Source organism: Escherichia sp. E4385, from assembly GCF_963883145.1.
GTDB lineage: Bacteria > Pseudomonadota > Gammaproteobacteria > Enterobacterales > Enterobacteriaceae > Escherichia.
Genome location: NZ_CAWOOJ010000009.1, coordinates 15,522 through 31,859, shown reverse-complemented (window position 1 = coordinate 31,859; position 16,338 = coordinate 15,522). Strand labels below are relative to the sequence as shown.

The following is a 16,338-nucleotide window of genomic DNA, read 5'->3' as shown; positions in this document are numbered from 1 at the left end:
AAGTGTCTGGAAGTAATTTATATTATATTTATTTGGATACTAAAATAATTGGAGCTTTGGAGCAACTTATTGGTTATTTCCAGACACAAGTTTTTGACTCAAATAAATGTATTGAAGTAATATGTAAATACTATAAAGAGATAGCAGATACATTTAAGAATGTTTTTATTAAACATAATATTCCTTTCAGATTTGTACGCAAACAAGCAGATTATAACCTCGATAAAGGGAAAGTAGTATTATATCTTTTCAATGCACAGTCTAACTGTAGACTAGTCGCCAATAGGAGTTTGGTTCATATTTTTGTTACTCATGGTGAAAGTCATAAATTAGCTTCAATTAAACCAATTATAAGAATTTATGATTATGTTGTAACATCAGGACATGTTGGGATAGATCGTTTTCTTAAATCTGGAATTTTTTCTCCCTATGATGTTCAAAGCGGACGTATAATCCCGTTAGGAGACACGTTTTTAGGAAATAATGAGTTTTATTATAATTTTAATAGCAATGCTTTAGTTTATGCTCCTACTTGGGAAGGAGGAGTGCCTGAAGAAAATTACTGCTCATTACAAGAGGTAAACATAAATAAAATAATTGATTTTTGTAAGCGGGAATTAATAAAATATGTATACATTAAGCCTCATCCAAATCTAGGCCACAGAGATAAGACTTATATATCACAATTAAATTTAGCCATTAAAAAGATTAGGAAAAATGGGATCTTTGTGTTTGTTTGTACACCAAAATATAAAAAATTCAATATTTTTAAGTTTTTACTAATTGCAAAAAATGGAGATGTTAAAAAAATTAATGATTGGGGGGCGGTTAAGTTTGCTATAACTGATATTTCTGCAATGGAAATGCAATTTATACGAAAAAAAATACCATGCCTAACGTTAATTGATAAAAAATACACCAATGAATTATACATTCCTAAAAGGCTTAACACGTATACATCAAAAACTTTTTTTGATGTTAATGATTGTTTATCGTATGATTCAGATTCAGAAAAAATCCGAGATGAGTTATTTGATTATTTTATAACTTATCCTTCAAAGGAAATTGCTGGCATGTCATATTCCGAACGTATTCAATGGCTCTGCCAGTATACAACGATGCACATGCGGAAAAGAAATAAATTCTTTAAAGAGAATTATTGAGTATAAGATGAATGTTTTATTAATCTTGTCTCGACTTATTTTAATTGATTACTGTCATGCAACACTTCATGACTAAATATTCTCTCATTATGTAAATAACCCGTCTTCGAGTTTAGACGATAAGCGTTCTACTTCTCATTCATATCTATATCCTATTGACGCACATTACATAGATAAAAATCGTAATGATAGTCACTCGATACTTGGCGCGGTTGATGTATCAACACGGTTATATTGTACTTGAAACTTCTTCTTGGCAGTCAGCAACGATGAATCTACTTCTGTGGCTTTCACAACCGATCTTTCAGTCTGAAGTGGAATCGTTACCTATCAGTACAAAGTTTAGCAATACAGCATATAATGCTAATTTTCTAATACACTAACCCACAATAATTACTTTCACCGAAGCACAATAAGCTTTATTTTCCACCCGCGATTAACCAACAACTAGAGTAGAAAACACGTCATAACAGGAGCCGCAAAATCCAACAAAATTGCCCTTCCTGTATGCTGAAATTAAAACTATCCCACCATGGCATGTTATTTCACTTGCTATGTCAGAATATTTTTATCCAGCGATATTCAGGTTGGACATGTTCACGCGCAATGAAGAATGTGCAATCAGCTATAACACAATAGGATCAATTTCCAGTAAGAAAGCCGACCAGTACCAGTGCAACCACAGCACAAAGCACATGAAAATGGGGAGTATTTCTATCATGAATTTCCCTACTAATCCCAGCATAATTCCATTTGTTATTAAATTAGATGAAATAGTGCACATACGCAAATATATAATTACTTCACTGTGAATAATATATATGATAAAATCATGACCTAAACTATCTGGAATTTAACCATTTCCGCGTTTTATGCCCGCAGCTTCCGCGGGCTTTTTTAGTAAAATTATCCCTAAAAAGAAACTATCATATTCACTTTTATTCAATGCGGAATAAAATATACAATCGCACAATTTGTACCGTTAGTTTTGTTTCGTGCCTTCCCCGCTTTCGAAAGAATGTGGGGATTTTTATATAACCGGAACCTCACATCCACTATATGTGTACATATAATTCGCTGCATTTTAAGATATTAAAAATGCATTTAGACAGATTTAGATATGCTAAACCCAACGTCCACAAAACAATCACTAGTAAAACTGTTATGAATATTAAGTATATTGTGTCATTTTGTAGTCTGCTATACAGATGACAACATAAAATCATGTAATAATATTTAGATGTAATTCTCCATCTTAAGGCGGTGGTGTTTTTATATTGTTAAATGACATTGATATTAGAGGTCGAAAAATGAACGGTGATATTGCAGCTATGACTGAAAATATAGTGATGTTTTTTGAGCAGACATCACTACGCGAATACATCAAAAAAACATGGTTCTACAATGAAAATTGCTTCGTTGTTGATTTTGAATATAAAGATGTGAAATTTGCATTAGACTTCACCGCCAACCAGACAGCTTTGGACGTGGATTTTGTACTTCGTACTGATTGTTCTTTTTTTACCGTAAAAGGTAGTGAAAAAAAAGAAAGAATTTCATCTTGCGTTATTTTGATTGAGGCTCTGCCCTGTGCTTTATATAAAATAATGTCCGTTATAAATACTATCGATTCAAATATTAAATTCGACATATCTGTTATAATTCCTGTTCATAATAGGGAAAGGTTAATTGTTGAATGTATAAAATCAATTAATTCGCAAACGCTAGATAAAAATAGATTTGAAGTGATTTTTATTGACGATGGTTCAACAGATAAAAGTATTCCGGTAATTGAGTATTTTATTGCGTCGGACATAAATTGGCGTGTTATTCGCAGAGAAATTCCTTCTGGAAATGCTTCCGCTCCACGCAATGAAGGAATAAAAGCAGCCAAAGGACGTTATGTTTTCTTTTTAGATTCTGATGATGCAATTCATCCAGAATTACTTTATGATGGACTACATATTGCAGATAAAAATAATAGTGATATTGTATATTTTAAACAAGCCTCATCTACAGGGCGTGGAATACCTGTACGGGCATTCAGAAAAAGTGCTAACAAAGCAGATATTATCAAAAATCATTTATTCAGATCACTGAAAATTTTTAAATTATTTAAGAGAAAATTACTTATTGATAATGGGGTTTTATTCAACCCATCAATACCTGTTTACGAAGATATGATTTTTTCATGTCACGCGTTAACTGTTGCTAATACTGTATCAGTTTTAGCAGATAAGGATTATTATATTCTTAACGGGCACGATCAACCACATCTTTCTAAAGTGAGCTTCCCAGTTGAAAATAGAATTTTTGTTTTGCAAAGTGGATTGAACTATATTTTGCTTAGTAAAAATGGAATGATTGAAAAAATAAAAATGTTCAACGCATGGATGATCATATGTTCAGAACATTTAGCAGCCATCATAAGAAACAAAAATCTATCTAATGAGAAAAAAGAATACTTTTTTAGTCAGATGCATAAATCATTAGCAGCCCATCCAGAACTTACAAACATTGATTTTATTTATAAAAAATTTAAAAATCTTTCACAATATCTTCTGGAGGGAAACTATGAAGATTTTAAACATGATGCTTTAGAATTGAATAAAATAAATAAAAAACAGGAGAAGAATTGATTTAATAGTCTATTTGGCTGTATAAAAATATTTTCACATAAGGAATTCCCATGCGAGATAAAACTAGTTATCTCGCATGGTTTTATACATGTAAATAGATCTTATATATCAAAAGTATTGGAAGCAGAACTGTAGTCAATATGTGAAAATTCTAGCGATGTAGTTAACTATAGAAAATTATATTTATCTTAATAAATCAAATTGTAAAGCGTAATTTTTCAACATATATCTAATAGTTGGTTGTGTTTTTTAATTAACATTCATTGAGACTTAAATTTAAATTATCTATTAATACATTATGTTTCACACTTGACGCGTAATACTACAAAAATCCTTATCCACCTTAATATCATGTTCAAAAAATCTATCCCCATAATAAACCGCATTAACCTGCGTTTTAACCAATAAATACCCCCGAAACTTCTTAAACAGTTTCATATCCGGTTTAAAATCGGCCTGCCAGAACTGGTGCAAATGCCCTTGATACGTCAATCCTTTGATGTCGTACAGGGCATTGCCCATCACTTTGAGTGGTTTGTTATGAATCAGCGCAGAAATCCCCGCCGTACTGTTAATTGTCACCACCGCTTTTGCATGGCGTAATAATTCCGGCATCGGGAGATCGTGCACGTATATGACTCGCTCACCTAAGCCATATTCCTTACTCAACCGCTTAATTAATGGTCGATAGAGCCTGTGACCACGATCCATTGGATGGTGCTTGATCACCAAATAACTTTCTTTCGGCGCTTTACGCGAAAATGAGTACATGACTTCATTAATATAGTCACGCACATCGTTATAATTGCTGTGGTTACGAATCTGGCTATCGTTATACACCTGCAAAACGGCAAGATAATAACGCTGGTCCAGCTCGTTCATTAACCTCGGCAATACCTTACGCTGTGTTACCTTGTAAAGTTGCTTGCGCCAGTATGCACGAACCCAGCAACGAGCCTCATACCAGGGGGAAAACGATTTGTGGTGGCGGTAGCGAGGGAACTCATGACGGTAATGCCAACCCATCAGGTAATACCACATCGCATGGCCAATACGTTTCATCGTTGAAGGTTTTAAATTCTCAACGTGCGGCGCAGGCATATCTGGCAACTTACGATAAAAATCCGGGTCGCGCGGTAGCGATGAATATGCGTTTACTCCGCCTTCTTCCACGGTTATAAATTGCGGGCGTAAATATCCTTCTTCAAATGCCAGAAAGCGGATCCCTTTCGACTTTGCCCACCGTTTTGCTTCTTTGTGCAATGGGCGGCAGTCACCAAAGCAGAGGATGGTATCAAAGTCATATTGTCGGTGAAGATTTCGCAACCAACCGGGAAACTCTTTCGGCGTTTGGTAGTAAGCCAGGTATTGTCGATTACGGCAGTAAAAACGATCCCCGCCGTTGAATACAACATTCACAGCGTTACGGCCTAATGACTCTAACCATTCCGCGACGTCATTGAAAAAAGGTCCCATCGGTCCCTGCAATAGCAGATATTTTTTACCCGATAATAAAACGGTTAGTGCGTTGTCTTGCATAAATAATCTGTGTAATAGTCAATGGTGAAATTATTTAGCCAAATCTGACTTTGCAGAACATAATTAATTTGCGGTAATAGCGTATGACTCGCCCCGCTTTTTTTCGGGTAATAAACATCTGCTTGCGCGGCGTCTGGATTAAATATTCCGCAGCTTCTTCAACCGTAATAGGTTGTAACCGTGTTGGGTGAATGTATGTTGGATAAACAATCAACGCCTGATAGATCAAGTCTGCTAACGTTAATCTGCGCTCGCGGCGCGGGCAGTGATGTTCATCAACGGTTAAACCCCAACCGGCGTAGAAGGGCAGGCCGTAACAATGAACTTGTTTGCCATGTAATAACGCTTCAAACCCGGACAATGATGTCATGGTGTGCACTTCATCTGCGCGCTGAATGCATTGAATAATATCTGCATCCAGTGCCTGATAATTGGCAAGTTCAGCAATCAGTTCTGCCGGAATATCACCCTTGCGATTTCCCACCAGTACATCCGGGTGCGGTTTATAAATAATGTAGGCGTGCGGATTACGCTCGCGTACTGTGCGCAATAACTCAAGGTTGCTCTTAATCGAGACAGTGCCAGTTTTAATAGATGCATCGTCCTCTACCTGACCCGGTACCAGGATGATTTTTTTATCTTTGGCTTCGGCAGGCAGAGAGAAATCGGCCCCCAGGTTGTACTTGCTCAGTTTGCTTTCAACCAGGCGTTGCTGCAACTTCTCAGCTCGCATCTGCTGCGCCAGCGTTAACTGGCTGTGATTAAGCCGCTCCTCCAGGTCGCTGGCGCGCGTGGCGTCATAGTAGATCCCGCGTTTATCCAGCACTAACGATAGCGGCGGCAACAGGTCAGAGCCAAGCCCGGATGAACGCAGAAAACCATCTTCCATTCGCCATAACGGCAGTGATTTCCGCTGCGCTTCGGCTCGCCATTGCTGCTCTCCCTTTACCCCCCATACCACGCAAGCCGTCGCCGCAGTACAACGGCGTGAATAACTCAGCCTGTTTGTTGCGGTACGCAAGAAAGGTTTCAGGATCGCCGACTTCCACAACGTTAAGCCTGGCGCCCATAAATAGCCATTACGCTGCTGCTGATGGCTGCGCTGTAATTGCAGCCATTGCAGTACGGTAAATAGATCGCTTGCGGCCCCCGTGAGCGGGTCGATATAGCGACAGTAACGCAGGTATGCTGCGGCAAAAAGTTCTTCCAGCGTGGCAGAACCGCGTCGAGCGGATAACAAAGCGGACTGCGGATGGCGATCGTCGGTTAAGCCCCAGCCTGCATACCAGGGCTGACCGAAACATGTCACTGGTTTTCCTGCCAGCAAGGCTTCAAAGCCGTATTGGGATGTCACGACGTAAACCCGGGAAACGTGTCGCAACAGCGACTGCGGGCTGACATTCTCGGCAATCAAATGTACTCGTTGCGTGGCACGCAGATCAGCGAAATAACCTGTTTTCTTTCCTTCCAGTACGTCCGGATGCACCTTCACCCAAATTTCGGCTTGAGGATTTTCCGCCATCGCGGTTTCCAGCATGGCGGCAAACTCATGCGGGCCAGCACTGCCATACGTCACTGACATATCATTAAATGTCTGATCGACAATCAGAACGATGTCTGCACGTTCTGACTCATCAGCCACAAATGCAGGCGCCAGGTTATATTTCGACAAATCCCCGGTCACGATGGTGTGCATCGCTTCTCTGGCCTGGCTTATCAGAGCTGCATTTCCGGCTTTATCCTGTACCAGTTTCTCCAGTGCCGAAGGCTTGCTGGCATCGTAGTAAATGCCGCAATCATCCACCACCAGAGAAAGCGGCGGCGCGCCATTGACGCCAAGATCCAGCGAACGTACAAATCCATCTTCCAGACGGATGACCGGTTTTCCCGCGGCTTTGGCGATGGCGACTGGTTTCGCCGCGCTGGGGCGATGCCCCCACACGGCGATAGCATCGACGTTTTGCGGAACAGGACGCAGCAGAGAAAGTTTCTGGCACGGTTGCGCCAGAAATTTCTCCAGATGCGGAATACGCCAGATGCCTGGCGAGTAAATGCCAATCATGTGTTTTCGGCCAGTTCCTGCGCCATCAGAGCGCGCACCTTTTCAAGGCATGCCGGGGTGTCGACGCCCGGACCGGTTGCGGCAACCTCAAATGTGCGAATGTTGATCCCCGCGTTCATCAACCGTAGCTGCTCCAGTGATTCCGCCTGCTCCGGCATGGACTCAGGTAACTGGCTGTAGTTTTGCAGCACATCGCGACGATAAGCGTAAATACCGACGTGTTTCAGGTAGCGCGCTTTTTCAGCATTACGCGGATACGGAATCGGCGAACGGCTGAAATAAAGAGCATCCTGGCGGGTATTTACCACCACTTTTACCGTGCTTGGCTCGGTCGCTTCTTCGGCAGAAATCGCGTGGCATAGCGTTGCCACTGGCAACGCGGGGTCATCACGCATTCCTTGTAACAGCGTTTCTACATCCCGCGGACGAATCATGGGTTCATCGCCCTGCAGGTTAATGTAGATATCTGCTTCCACCGTATGCATTACCTCGACCAGCCGATCGGTGCCGGATTCATGATCGTTGCGCGTCATGATGGCTTTCCCGCCAAACGCCTGCACGGCCTGTTCAACGCGCGGGTCGTCTGTTGCCACCCAAACTTCTGCGACGCCCGCCACCTGTAACGCACGCTCGTAAACGTGCTGGATCATCGGTTTGCCAACAATATCGAGCAGTGGCTTACCCGGCAGGCGCGAGGAGCCGTAGCGGGCCGGAATGACAATAACTGCTTTGTTCATCTCAATTCCTTACAAAGACAGAATCACTTTTGCACCCACCGCCAGCTGATAGAGGATGGTGGAAATACCACGGGTAACTTCAATGTTTTTCGATTCATATTTCGGCAGAACCATAATTTCATCGCCAGGCTTGAGTGAATCCACATCTTCAGCGTTGACTGCCGCACCGTTCTGACGAATGACGATAATTCTGGCGTTACCCGATTTTTGCGTCAGGCCACCACATTTCTCGATGTAATCCTCGGTGGTCATTCCCTTCTGCCAGCTCACCGCGTTCGGGAACAGCACCTCGCCATGAACCATAACCAGCGATGTTTTCTCCGGAATATTGATGACGTCGCCATCTTCAAGCAGAACAGAATCAATATTGGACTCGTTGAGGATCACTTCACCTTTCGGAACCACGGTGCGCGCTTTCGCCACAAAGCGGCTGATCAGTTGCGCTTCCTGCATTCGCAGGCTGGCTTCTTCTTTGGTGGAGGACTGGGCGGAAAGTGATGCTTCCTCCAGCTTTTGCAGCGAGAGATTCAGCATCTCTTTCTGACGCTGGGCCACTGATGGGCGATAAAGCTGAACCGCGTTCATCTGCGACATACTGTTCGGACGGACTTTTTCCAGAACCGCACGCATGGTGGAGCCATATGGCAGCACCATGGCATGTTCGCCAGAGTGCGCGCCTTCAACCCGCACCTGAATGGTGCCGGCATAGCGGTCAGTGCTGACGATTAAGGTATCGCCATTTTGCAACATACGGCCTGGCGCTGAGCTTATCGGATAGTATTCGCTACGTTTTTGCAGTCCCTGTTTACGCATAATCGTAATGTGAGTCGCGCCAGGCTTAGGGCGCGCCCAGCTCAACGCTTCCGTTACGGGAATGCTGCTTTCGCGGAACTCAAAGTCGTAGCTGTTAAAGACATCGCCCTGAACGCTGAAAGTATGCTGACGCGGCCCGACAATGATGGTGTCACCATCGGCGAACTGCGAAAGCCCCAGTTTGCCGTTCAGCAGGAAGTCGTACAGGTTGACGTTGGAGCGCACGCGGTTACCGCGCTTGACCACAATATCAACGTAACTTCCGCGCTCTGGATCAACGCCGCCAGCCTTGATCAGATAATTGAGTAACGAATCAGACGTCACACCGCCATACAGACCAGGATTACGCACAAATCCGGTCACGTACACTTTTACTGGCTGCGCCTGTAATAAGGAGGCGTAGACGTTGACGTTGGACTGGTACACTTCCTTCACTTTGGATGTGACCAGGGTATTTAACTGACTATTACTGACGCCTGCAACTTTCACCGGACCAACGTTCGGCAGGAAAATATTACCTTTGGGATCAACCTGTAACGCACCATCAAAGGTGAACGCACCCCACAAGCGAACCTGAATGCTATCGCCCGGATTCAGAATATAGTCAGGGTTGAATCCTACCGTCGCACCGCTATCCGCGCTGGTGCCGTTGAAAAGTTGAGCACCAAACATACGGCTCATTACCACCGGCGGTGCGGGCGGCGGGGTATTGTCGAAGCCGCTCATGTTTTGCGTATCCGACTTTTGTCCGCTCAGAATACCGGGCAGTGGTGCGGCTCCTGTCAGGTTTGGGTCAGCGTTAATATCAATGGCCGCGCTGGCCTGCGCCGCGTGACAGGCGGCAATCAGTAAAATTGATTTAAATAATTTCATCACAAACTCATTCAGCGACAGCGTTAATCTCGGTGATCTTCAATAACAGCCAGCAACAGTTTCAGGGTGCCGAACAACAGGCAGCACACCAGTAACCAACAGGCGATCAAATAAGGGATATTTGGAAAAGAGGATTCCTGCGGCAACTGTGGCGAACTGATCACAGACAGCACCTTGAGCTTACGAGCCGCTTCTACACGGGTCTTTTCAATGGAGGTCAGCGTCAGTTTGTAGAGCTCGGTGTTGAACTCTACTTTTGATTTGATTTCCTCAAAATCCACCGCCATACGGTTTAGCTTGTCACCCTGTGGCGCTGTGATTTTGCTTTTTTCTTCATCGATTTGTGCCTGCAATGACTGAATCGCATTACGCGCACTCACAACTTGCGGGGCGTCCTCACGCAGATACGTCAGCAAGTTCCGCAGGTCCGCTTCCATCTGGATCTTCTGGCCCATCAGCGTATTCACCAACGTGCTCGCTGCCTGTGCCTGTGCCTGTGGATCCAGAACGTTGTTGTTGTCCTGATAAGAGAGCAGTTCCGCTTTGCTGGCGTCCAGACGCTGGCGTGCCTTTTCCATTTCCGTTTCCGCAAAGGCAAGCTGGTCACGCGCAATGCGATGTGACATCTCATTGATAAAGCGCTCTGACTCTTTCAGCACGGTCTGGTTAAACTTAAGCGCAAACTCCGGGCTAAAGCCCTGCGTCTGAATATTGAGCAATCCGGTTTTATCGTCATACGAGACGTTGATACGGTCCTTGTAGTACTTCAGGAAGCCTTCTGCGGTTTCATCCTTGCTAAGATGATTAAGAAAATCGAGCCCGCTGTGGCTAAACGCTTCGCGAAAATTCAGTTGCTTATCTAACGCTGCCAGCATATCTGGAGAGTTAATGTACTCTTTCAGATATAACGCATCCTCTGCGGAACTCGGGTTAGAGGCACCCAATAGCAGACCAAAATTTAAGCTGCCACTGTTTAAATCATCTGAGCGTTTAATGGCAACTTTCGATTCGCTCATATAGCGAGGCTGGCTGAAGATAGCCAGATAGATGAGCAGCACTGCCATCGGTGCCAGAATGATGATTTTCGCCAGGTGTTTTTGGATATCTGCCAGTGAGATGGCAGACAAACGAGCACGCATCCAGGATACGGCAGACTTCACTTTTATCAACATGTAACGATTATCAGAGTTTCAGTGGGGCGCAAACTCAATGAGAGACTTAACTCTCGCGCCCTGTTGCTTAATTAGTCGAAAATGCGCACAAGACCAGTGACTTTGTTCGCCTTGTTGGTCACCAATAACGTCGAGACGCGGTGTTTTTGCATCTTTTCTTCCGCTTCGATGATCATGGTTTCTTCTGGCAACGTCAGCGGTTCACGCGTCATCATCTGCGCCGCCGTGGCGGATGTCAGAGAATCTTCTTTTTCCATAAAGCGACGCAGGTCACCGTCGGTGATAATGCCCGCCAGCTCGCCTTCTGCGTCTTCTACCATCACCATTCCCTGGCAACCGCTGGTGATACGTTGAATCACCGTTTTAAAGGGCGCATCCAGATGAACCGAAGGGACATCATGCTGCATGACATCCGCAACGCGGGTCAGCAGGCGACGGCCTAATGAACCGCCCGGGTGATAGCGTGCAAAATCATTCGGCATAAATTTGCGTTGGTGGATCATGGCAATCGCCAACGCATCGCCGATCGCCATGGTCAGCGTGGTAGACGTTGTTGGTGCAAGATTATTCGGGCAGGTTTCATTCGCCATGTGGAGTTCCAGCACGGCATCGGCATTTTTCGCCAGCGTGGAATTTCCATTATTGGTAATGGCGATAATTCGGTTGCCGAAATTCTTCAGTGACGGGACGAGCTTCAGGATTTCATCTGTTTCGCCGCTGGCAGAAATAAGGATCAGAAGATCGTAAGGCGTAATCATGCCCAGATCGCCATGGAAAGCTTCTGCGGGATGAATAAAGAAACTCGGCGTACCCGTAGAGGCCAGAGTCGCAGACATTTTTCGACCAACATGCCCTGATTTACCCATTCCCGAAAGAATAACGTGTCCTTTACAATTAATTATCAATTCAAGAGCACGCTGGTACTGAGTGGAATCCAACTGTTTGGACAAGTTTTGTAATGCAGCACCTTGTTCTGCCAGAGTCTGGCAAACCGAGGTAATTAAATATGGATCGATAGTACTGCTCTGGTCATCAGGGAAATGTCTTTCAGACATATCAACTCCTTTGCTCGGAAATAATGCCATAGTCACAACAAACCCGAACCAACAATAAATTATTGATATTAAATCAATTGCTTATAACAAAGTGTTTTAATGAATATAAAACCATGGTCAGCCCATGTGCTTATGTTGGGCTTATCACCTTCTTATTAAGTCGCAATGTCTCGTGGAAGTGCGAAGATGCTGCAATATTACAGGCGAGAAGGGGGAACCAAATTTTGCCCACCTATTTAACACACCCCTACATTATGAACAAGGAATTTAGGATTTTTATCAATCATTAAAATGTTTCGCGATTAACTATTAAGTCGAAAAACAATTTAGCGATTGATTGTTTGCTTATAAAAATAGAACGTATGTCACTGTTATCAATAAATAAAACACGTCAGTAATGGCGATGATATTTTGTGATTAACTATTTAAGCTGAATATAATAAACAGGTTGACAATCCCCCTGTAAAGCAGAAGAGAATAACAATTTTTTTGCGGTGAATATTGACCAGCATGATAGTTTTGCGCTTGATTATTTATGGCGACAAATATGTTTTTAAATTAAACAGGGGCGCATTTATCACCGCATATATTTTCTGTGGAAACTATTATTAAATTAAAAAATAATGATGGGGATTATCATTCGCTAACCAATAACTGTGCACACTGATAAGGAAGTGCCTCGCATGAAGGCACTTCCAACAACCAACGAGCCCACTCTGGATTCAGAGTGGTTTGTTAATCGCGTCATAAAGATGGTTCAACGTTGTTAAGCGCTTTCTGTATATTTCTCTCAGGCAGGGTTTGTCACTGCCACAACGGCGTCGTTCTGTCAGCCACTGTGCCTGTGATTCTTTTAGTTCCCCGGCGGCACCCATTGCGTAAAGCCCGTGGAGAAATTTGTATTTAACGCTCATCTCCACATCCATGTCATTGAGGGTACGCGATGCACAAATCGCTTTTTCATCCGCACTGCGGGCCAGCCGACAGTCAAAACTGGCTGCCGTGACAGAGAAAACAGGCAACGTAATGATGAGAAATGCCGTAAGTATATTTTTCACTGGTTGGCTCCTTCAGATCGGATAACTGGCCCAGGAGCCATGGTCAGGGCTCTGTTTCTCGTCAGCCTGAATCCTGTTGCTTCCCCGGTTTTTACTGACAGTTGACATTCGTAGTGAAACGGCGTCCAGCTAATCCCCCTACGGTACTGGCCATTGCCTGTCAGTAGTGCAGGTGAGATCAGTCGCTGCATATTATGTTTTCCCTGATCGAAAATAACCTTATCTACGTCGGGATACTGCTTCTGCAGCTCTTTTAGTGCGAGCGGTCGGCAAATAAATTCGGCTACGCGCTGAGCTTCAGTCCAGTTGTTATTGACAAAATTACGGTCATTCGTCCCTTTTACCTCACGATTGATAACACTATTCAGATGTTTTACCTGGACAGAGTTCAATGTGACGTTCGTTGCAAATGCAAATCCGGTATACATACAGGATATCGCAGTAATAACAACCAAATACTTACTAATCCGAAATACTCCATTACGCATAAGTACCTACTTTTACTGTGCAATTACAATGTCTATGTGAATATAAGTGGTGAAAATAAATAATTTGCTGCGCTGCATCAATGTTTATGCTTAATCAGAGTATTCCTGAAGAGGTTTCTGGATGCAAAAATGCAAAATTCCGATTGCCTGAAATAAAAATATTAATAAGTAAACCTTCTTTCTACGGTATTTAACCTAATAGAAACTGGTTTGACTTTAAGCTGGAGCGTGCAAAGAGAAAATGCCAGTGCACGGTGAATATTCACGGTTTACTTTAGTGATATGTTTTATATACAAACGAATTACTTCGATATTACATCGCAAAAACACTCAGGACTGCCGCCTGAGGATCATGAAGAATGTTGTTATATAATAAGTCAGCATTTCGCACTTTGTACAATCTTGGTTAGGGTATAAAAAATAATGTAGTTACGTAATGAAAATATAATTCAGAACATGTATAGAGTCGTTTTTAATTGCTTGATATGTCTGAAATTATTTTTGTTTTTTGGCAGATTTCTTATTGTTTTTTATACTCAATTTATTGATCTATATTGTTTTTTTGAAATTGATATTGCCCTAGTATCTGGTTAAGGAAATATTGTTGTTAATTTGACTTTAACTGAATTACGTGAGGGAACTATGAGTGACAGCTTCCAGCGGGAGATCCCGAAGGCCCGTATTAATCTAAAATTAGAACTGCATACAGGTGGCGCAAGCAAAAAAATGGAATTACCCCTTAAGTTACTTATTGCGGGTGATTTTAGTAATGGTCAGGAATCCGCGCCATTATCAGAACGTAAAAAAGTTAATCTTAACAAAAATAACTTTGATGCAGTCCTTTTTGATTATTCCCCAAAAGTAAATCTTATCGTTAAAAATACGCTTGCTGATGACGATAGCGAAGACAGCATCAAACTGACATTCCGCAGTATAAAGGATTTTTCCCCGGAACAAGTCTCCAGGCAAATACCGCAGCTGAAGGCCATGCTTTCCATGCGTAATTTACTTCGTGATTTAAAAGCAAATCTTCTGGATAACCAGGCTTTCCGCAAAGAACTGGAAAATATTCTGCTGGACCCGGCATTAAGCGCAGAACTCAGAGCCGAACTCTCAGCCCTGGCCCCAAAACAGCCATAACGGTCATGACGATTTAACGGATTAATAAGGAATATGTTGATGTCTGTAAATAATGAGAATGCCACTGCTGGCGAGAGTGTGGTCCTTGAACGTCCTGTGGCAAGTGGAGTTTATGCGTCCCTGTTTGAAAAAATTAATCTGAGCCCAGTCTCAGAGTTGAGTGCACTGGATATTTGGCAGGATGCACAGGCGATGTCGGATGCGACCGCGGATGAACGTTTAACGGCCGGGATGCAAGTGTTCCTGGAATGTCTGACTAAATCCGGCTCTAAAGTTGAAAAGCTCGACAAAAATTTGATTGACCACCATATCGCTGAACTGGATTACCAGATAAGTCGTCAACTTGATGCAGTTATGCATCATGAGGCCTTTCAGGCGGTAGAAAGCCTGTGGCGGGGCGTGAAATCGTTGGTTGATAAAACCGATTTCCGCCAGAACGTGAAAGTTGAACTGCTGGATATCTCTAAAGAAGACCTGCGCCAGGATTTTGAAGATAGCCCGGAAATTATCCAGAGTGGTTTGTACAAACACACATACATCGATGAGTATGACACTCCGGGCGGCGAGCCGATTGCCGCGCTGATTTCCTCTTACGAGTTTGATGCTTCTGCGCAGGACGTGGCGCTGATGCGTAATTTGTCGAAAGTGTCTGCTGCGGCACATATGCCCTTTATCGGTTCTGCGGGGCCGAAATTTTTCCTGAAAGAGTCAATGGAAGAGGTCGCGGCCATCAAAGATATTGGTAACTACTTTGATCGCGCCGAGTACATTAAATGGAAAAGTTTCAGGGATACGGATGACTCCCGATACATGGGGCTGGTCATGCCTCGCGTGCTGGGCCGTTTGCCGTATGGCCCGGACACAGTACCGGTACGTAGTTTTAACTATGTTGAAGAAGTAAAAGGCCCGGATCACGATAAATACCTGTGGACCAATGCCTCCTTCGCTTTTGCGGCCAACATGGTGAAAAGCTTCATCAACAACGGCTGGTGCGTGCAAATCCGTGGCCCACAGGCCGGTGGTGCAGTGCAGGACTTGCCCATTCATCTGTATGATCTCGGCACGGGTAATCAGGTAAAAATTCCGTCAGAGGTGATGATCCCGGAAACCCGCGAATTTGAATTCGCAAATCTTGGATTTATTCCCCTGTCGTACTACAAAAACCGCGATTATGCCTGTTTCTTCTCGGCGAACTCCACGCAAAAACCTGCGCTCTACGACACTGCTGATGCCACTGCAAATAGCCGCATCAATGCGCGTTTGCCGTACATCTTCCTGCTGTCGCGAATCGCTCATTACCTGAAGCTGATTCAACGGGAAAACATTGGTACAACCAAGGATCGTCGTCTGCTGGAACTGGAGCTTAATACCTGGGTTCGTGGTCTTGTGACAGAAATGACCGATCCGGGCGATGACTTGCAGGCTTCTCACCCGCTGCGTGACGCGAAAGTGCTGGTGGAAGATATCGGGGATAACCCAGGCTTCTTCCGCGTGAAACTCTTTGCTATCCCCCACTTCCAGGTGGAAGGGATGGACATCAACTTATCACTGGTTTCCCAGATGCCAAAAGCCAAGTCGTAAGGCGAGGGGAAATCAAGG

At 43.7% G+C, this 16,338-nt stretch carries 13 protein-coding genes and 1 pseudogene; 4 read left to right on the top strand and 10 right to left on the bottom strand.

Features of this window, described 5'->3' with window-relative positions; genetic code table 11:
* Positions 1-2 precede the first annotated feature (2 nt).
* Complete coding sequence (locus tag AACS80_RS08195; RefSeq protein WP_138183740.1) at positions 3-1,163, top strand: hypothetical protein; 1,161 nt, start codon at positions 3-5, stop codon at positions 1,161-1,163.
* Between the two features lie 192 nt (positions 1,164-1,355).
* On the opposite strand, the gene AACS80_RS08190 is transcribed toward AACS80_RS08195, so the two are convergent.
* Positions 1,356-1,484 carry a tail fiber assembly protein gene (locus AACS80_RS08190; RefSeq protein WP_077778016.1) on the bottom strand — a complete coding sequence of 43 codons (129 nt, stop codon included), beginning with the start codon at positions 1,482-1,484 and terminating at the stop codon, positions 1,356-1,358.
* A 126-nt stretch (positions 1,485-1,610) separates the two neighbouring features.
* A pseudogene (locus AACS80_RS08185) lies at positions 1,611-1,888 on the bottom strand (hypothetical protein).
* Positions 1,889-2,473: 585 nt separating this feature from the next.
* Between AACS80_RS08185 and AACS80_RS08180 the strand changes: the two are divergent.
* Positions 2,474-3,802 (top strand): glycosyltransferase family 2 protein, encoded by a 1,329-nt coding sequence (locus AACS80_RS08180; RefSeq protein ID WP_240730944.1) that lies wholly within the window; start codon positions 2,474-2,476, stop codon positions 3,800-3,802.
* A 303-nt stretch (positions 3,803-4,105) separates the two neighbouring features.
* Here the strand turns inward: AACS80_RS08180 and AACS80_RS08175 are convergent, their stop codons facing one another.
* From AACS80_RS08175 to AACS80_RS08140, 8 genes are all read right to left on the bottom strand, one after another.
* The gene (locus tag AACS80_RS08175; RefSeq protein WP_135410440.1) at positions 4,106-5,341 is read right to left on the bottom strand and encodes a capsule biosynthesis protein; all 1,236 of its coding nucleotides are present in this window, start codon (positions 5,339-5,341) and stop codon (positions 4,106-4,108) included.
* A gap of 34 nt (positions 5,342-5,375) precedes the next feature.
* Positions 5,376-7,403 (bottom strand): capsular polysaccharide biosynthesis protein, encoded by a 2,028-nt coding sequence (locus tag AACS80_RS08170; protein ID WP_138183739.1) that lies wholly within the window; start codon positions 7,401-7,403, stop codon positions 5,376-5,378.
* A complete protein-coding gene (gene kdsB, locus AACS80_RS08165) occupies positions 7,400-8,140 on the bottom strand; it encodes a 3-deoxy-manno-octulosonate cytidylyltransferase (protein WP_135410439.1) in 741 nt (246 codons plus the stop codon). Before kdsB ends, AACS80_RS08170 begins: the two co-directional genes overlap by 4 nt.
* 9 nt (positions 8,141-8,149) lie before the next feature.
* Entirely contained in the window at positions 8,150-9,826 is a 1,677-nt protein-coding gene (locus tag AACS80_RS08160; protein ID WP_032226219.1) for a polysaccharide biosynthesis/export family protein, read from the bottom strand.
* A gap of 23 nt (positions 9,827-9,849) precedes the next feature.
* Positions 9,850-10,998, bottom strand: a complete 1,149-nt coding sequence (locus tag AACS80_RS08155) for a capsule polysaccharide export inner-membrane protein KpsE (protein ID WP_000905920.1) — start codon at positions 10,996-10,998, stop codon at positions 9,850-9,852.
* A 71-nt stretch (positions 10,999-11,069) separates the two neighbouring features.
* Positions 11,070-12,053 carry a KpsF/GutQ family sugar-phosphate isomerase gene (locus AACS80_RS08150; RefSeq protein WP_135410438.1) on the bottom strand — a complete coding sequence of 328 codons (984 nt, stop codon included), beginning with the start codon at positions 12,051-12,053 and terminating at the stop codon, positions 11,070-11,072.
* Positions 12,054-12,775: 722 nt separating this feature from the next.
* Positions 12,776-13,111: a lysozyme inhibitor LprI family protein gene (locus AACS80_RS08145; RefSeq protein WP_135410437.1), complete on the bottom strand. Its 336-nt coding sequence runs from the start codon at positions 13,109-13,111 to the stop codon at positions 12,776-12,778.
* Entirely contained in the window at positions 13,108-13,599 is a 492-nt protein-coding gene (locus tag AACS80_RS08140; protein WP_138183738.1) for a hypothetical protein, read from the bottom strand. The genes AACS80_RS08145 and AACS80_RS08140 overlap by 4 nt, the downstream gene beginning before the upstream one ends.
* A 642-nt stretch (positions 13,600-14,241) precedes the next feature.
* On the opposite strand from AACS80_RS08140, the gene tssB reads away from it, so the two are divergent.
* Positions 14,242-14,739 carry a type VI secretion system contractile sheath small subunit gene (gene tssB, locus AACS80_RS08135; protein ID WP_130207941.1) on the top strand — a complete coding sequence of 166 codons (498 nt, stop codon included), beginning with the start codon at positions 14,242-14,244 and terminating at the stop codon, positions 14,737-14,739.
* A 33-nt stretch (positions 14,740-14,772) separates the two neighbouring features.
* Complete coding sequence (gene tssC, locus AACS80_RS08130; protein ID WP_130207939.1) at positions 14,773-16,320, top strand: type VI secretion system contractile sheath large subunit; 1,548 nt, start codon at positions 14,773-14,775, stop codon at positions 16,318-16,320.
* Positions 16,321-16,338 lie beyond the last annotated feature (18 nt).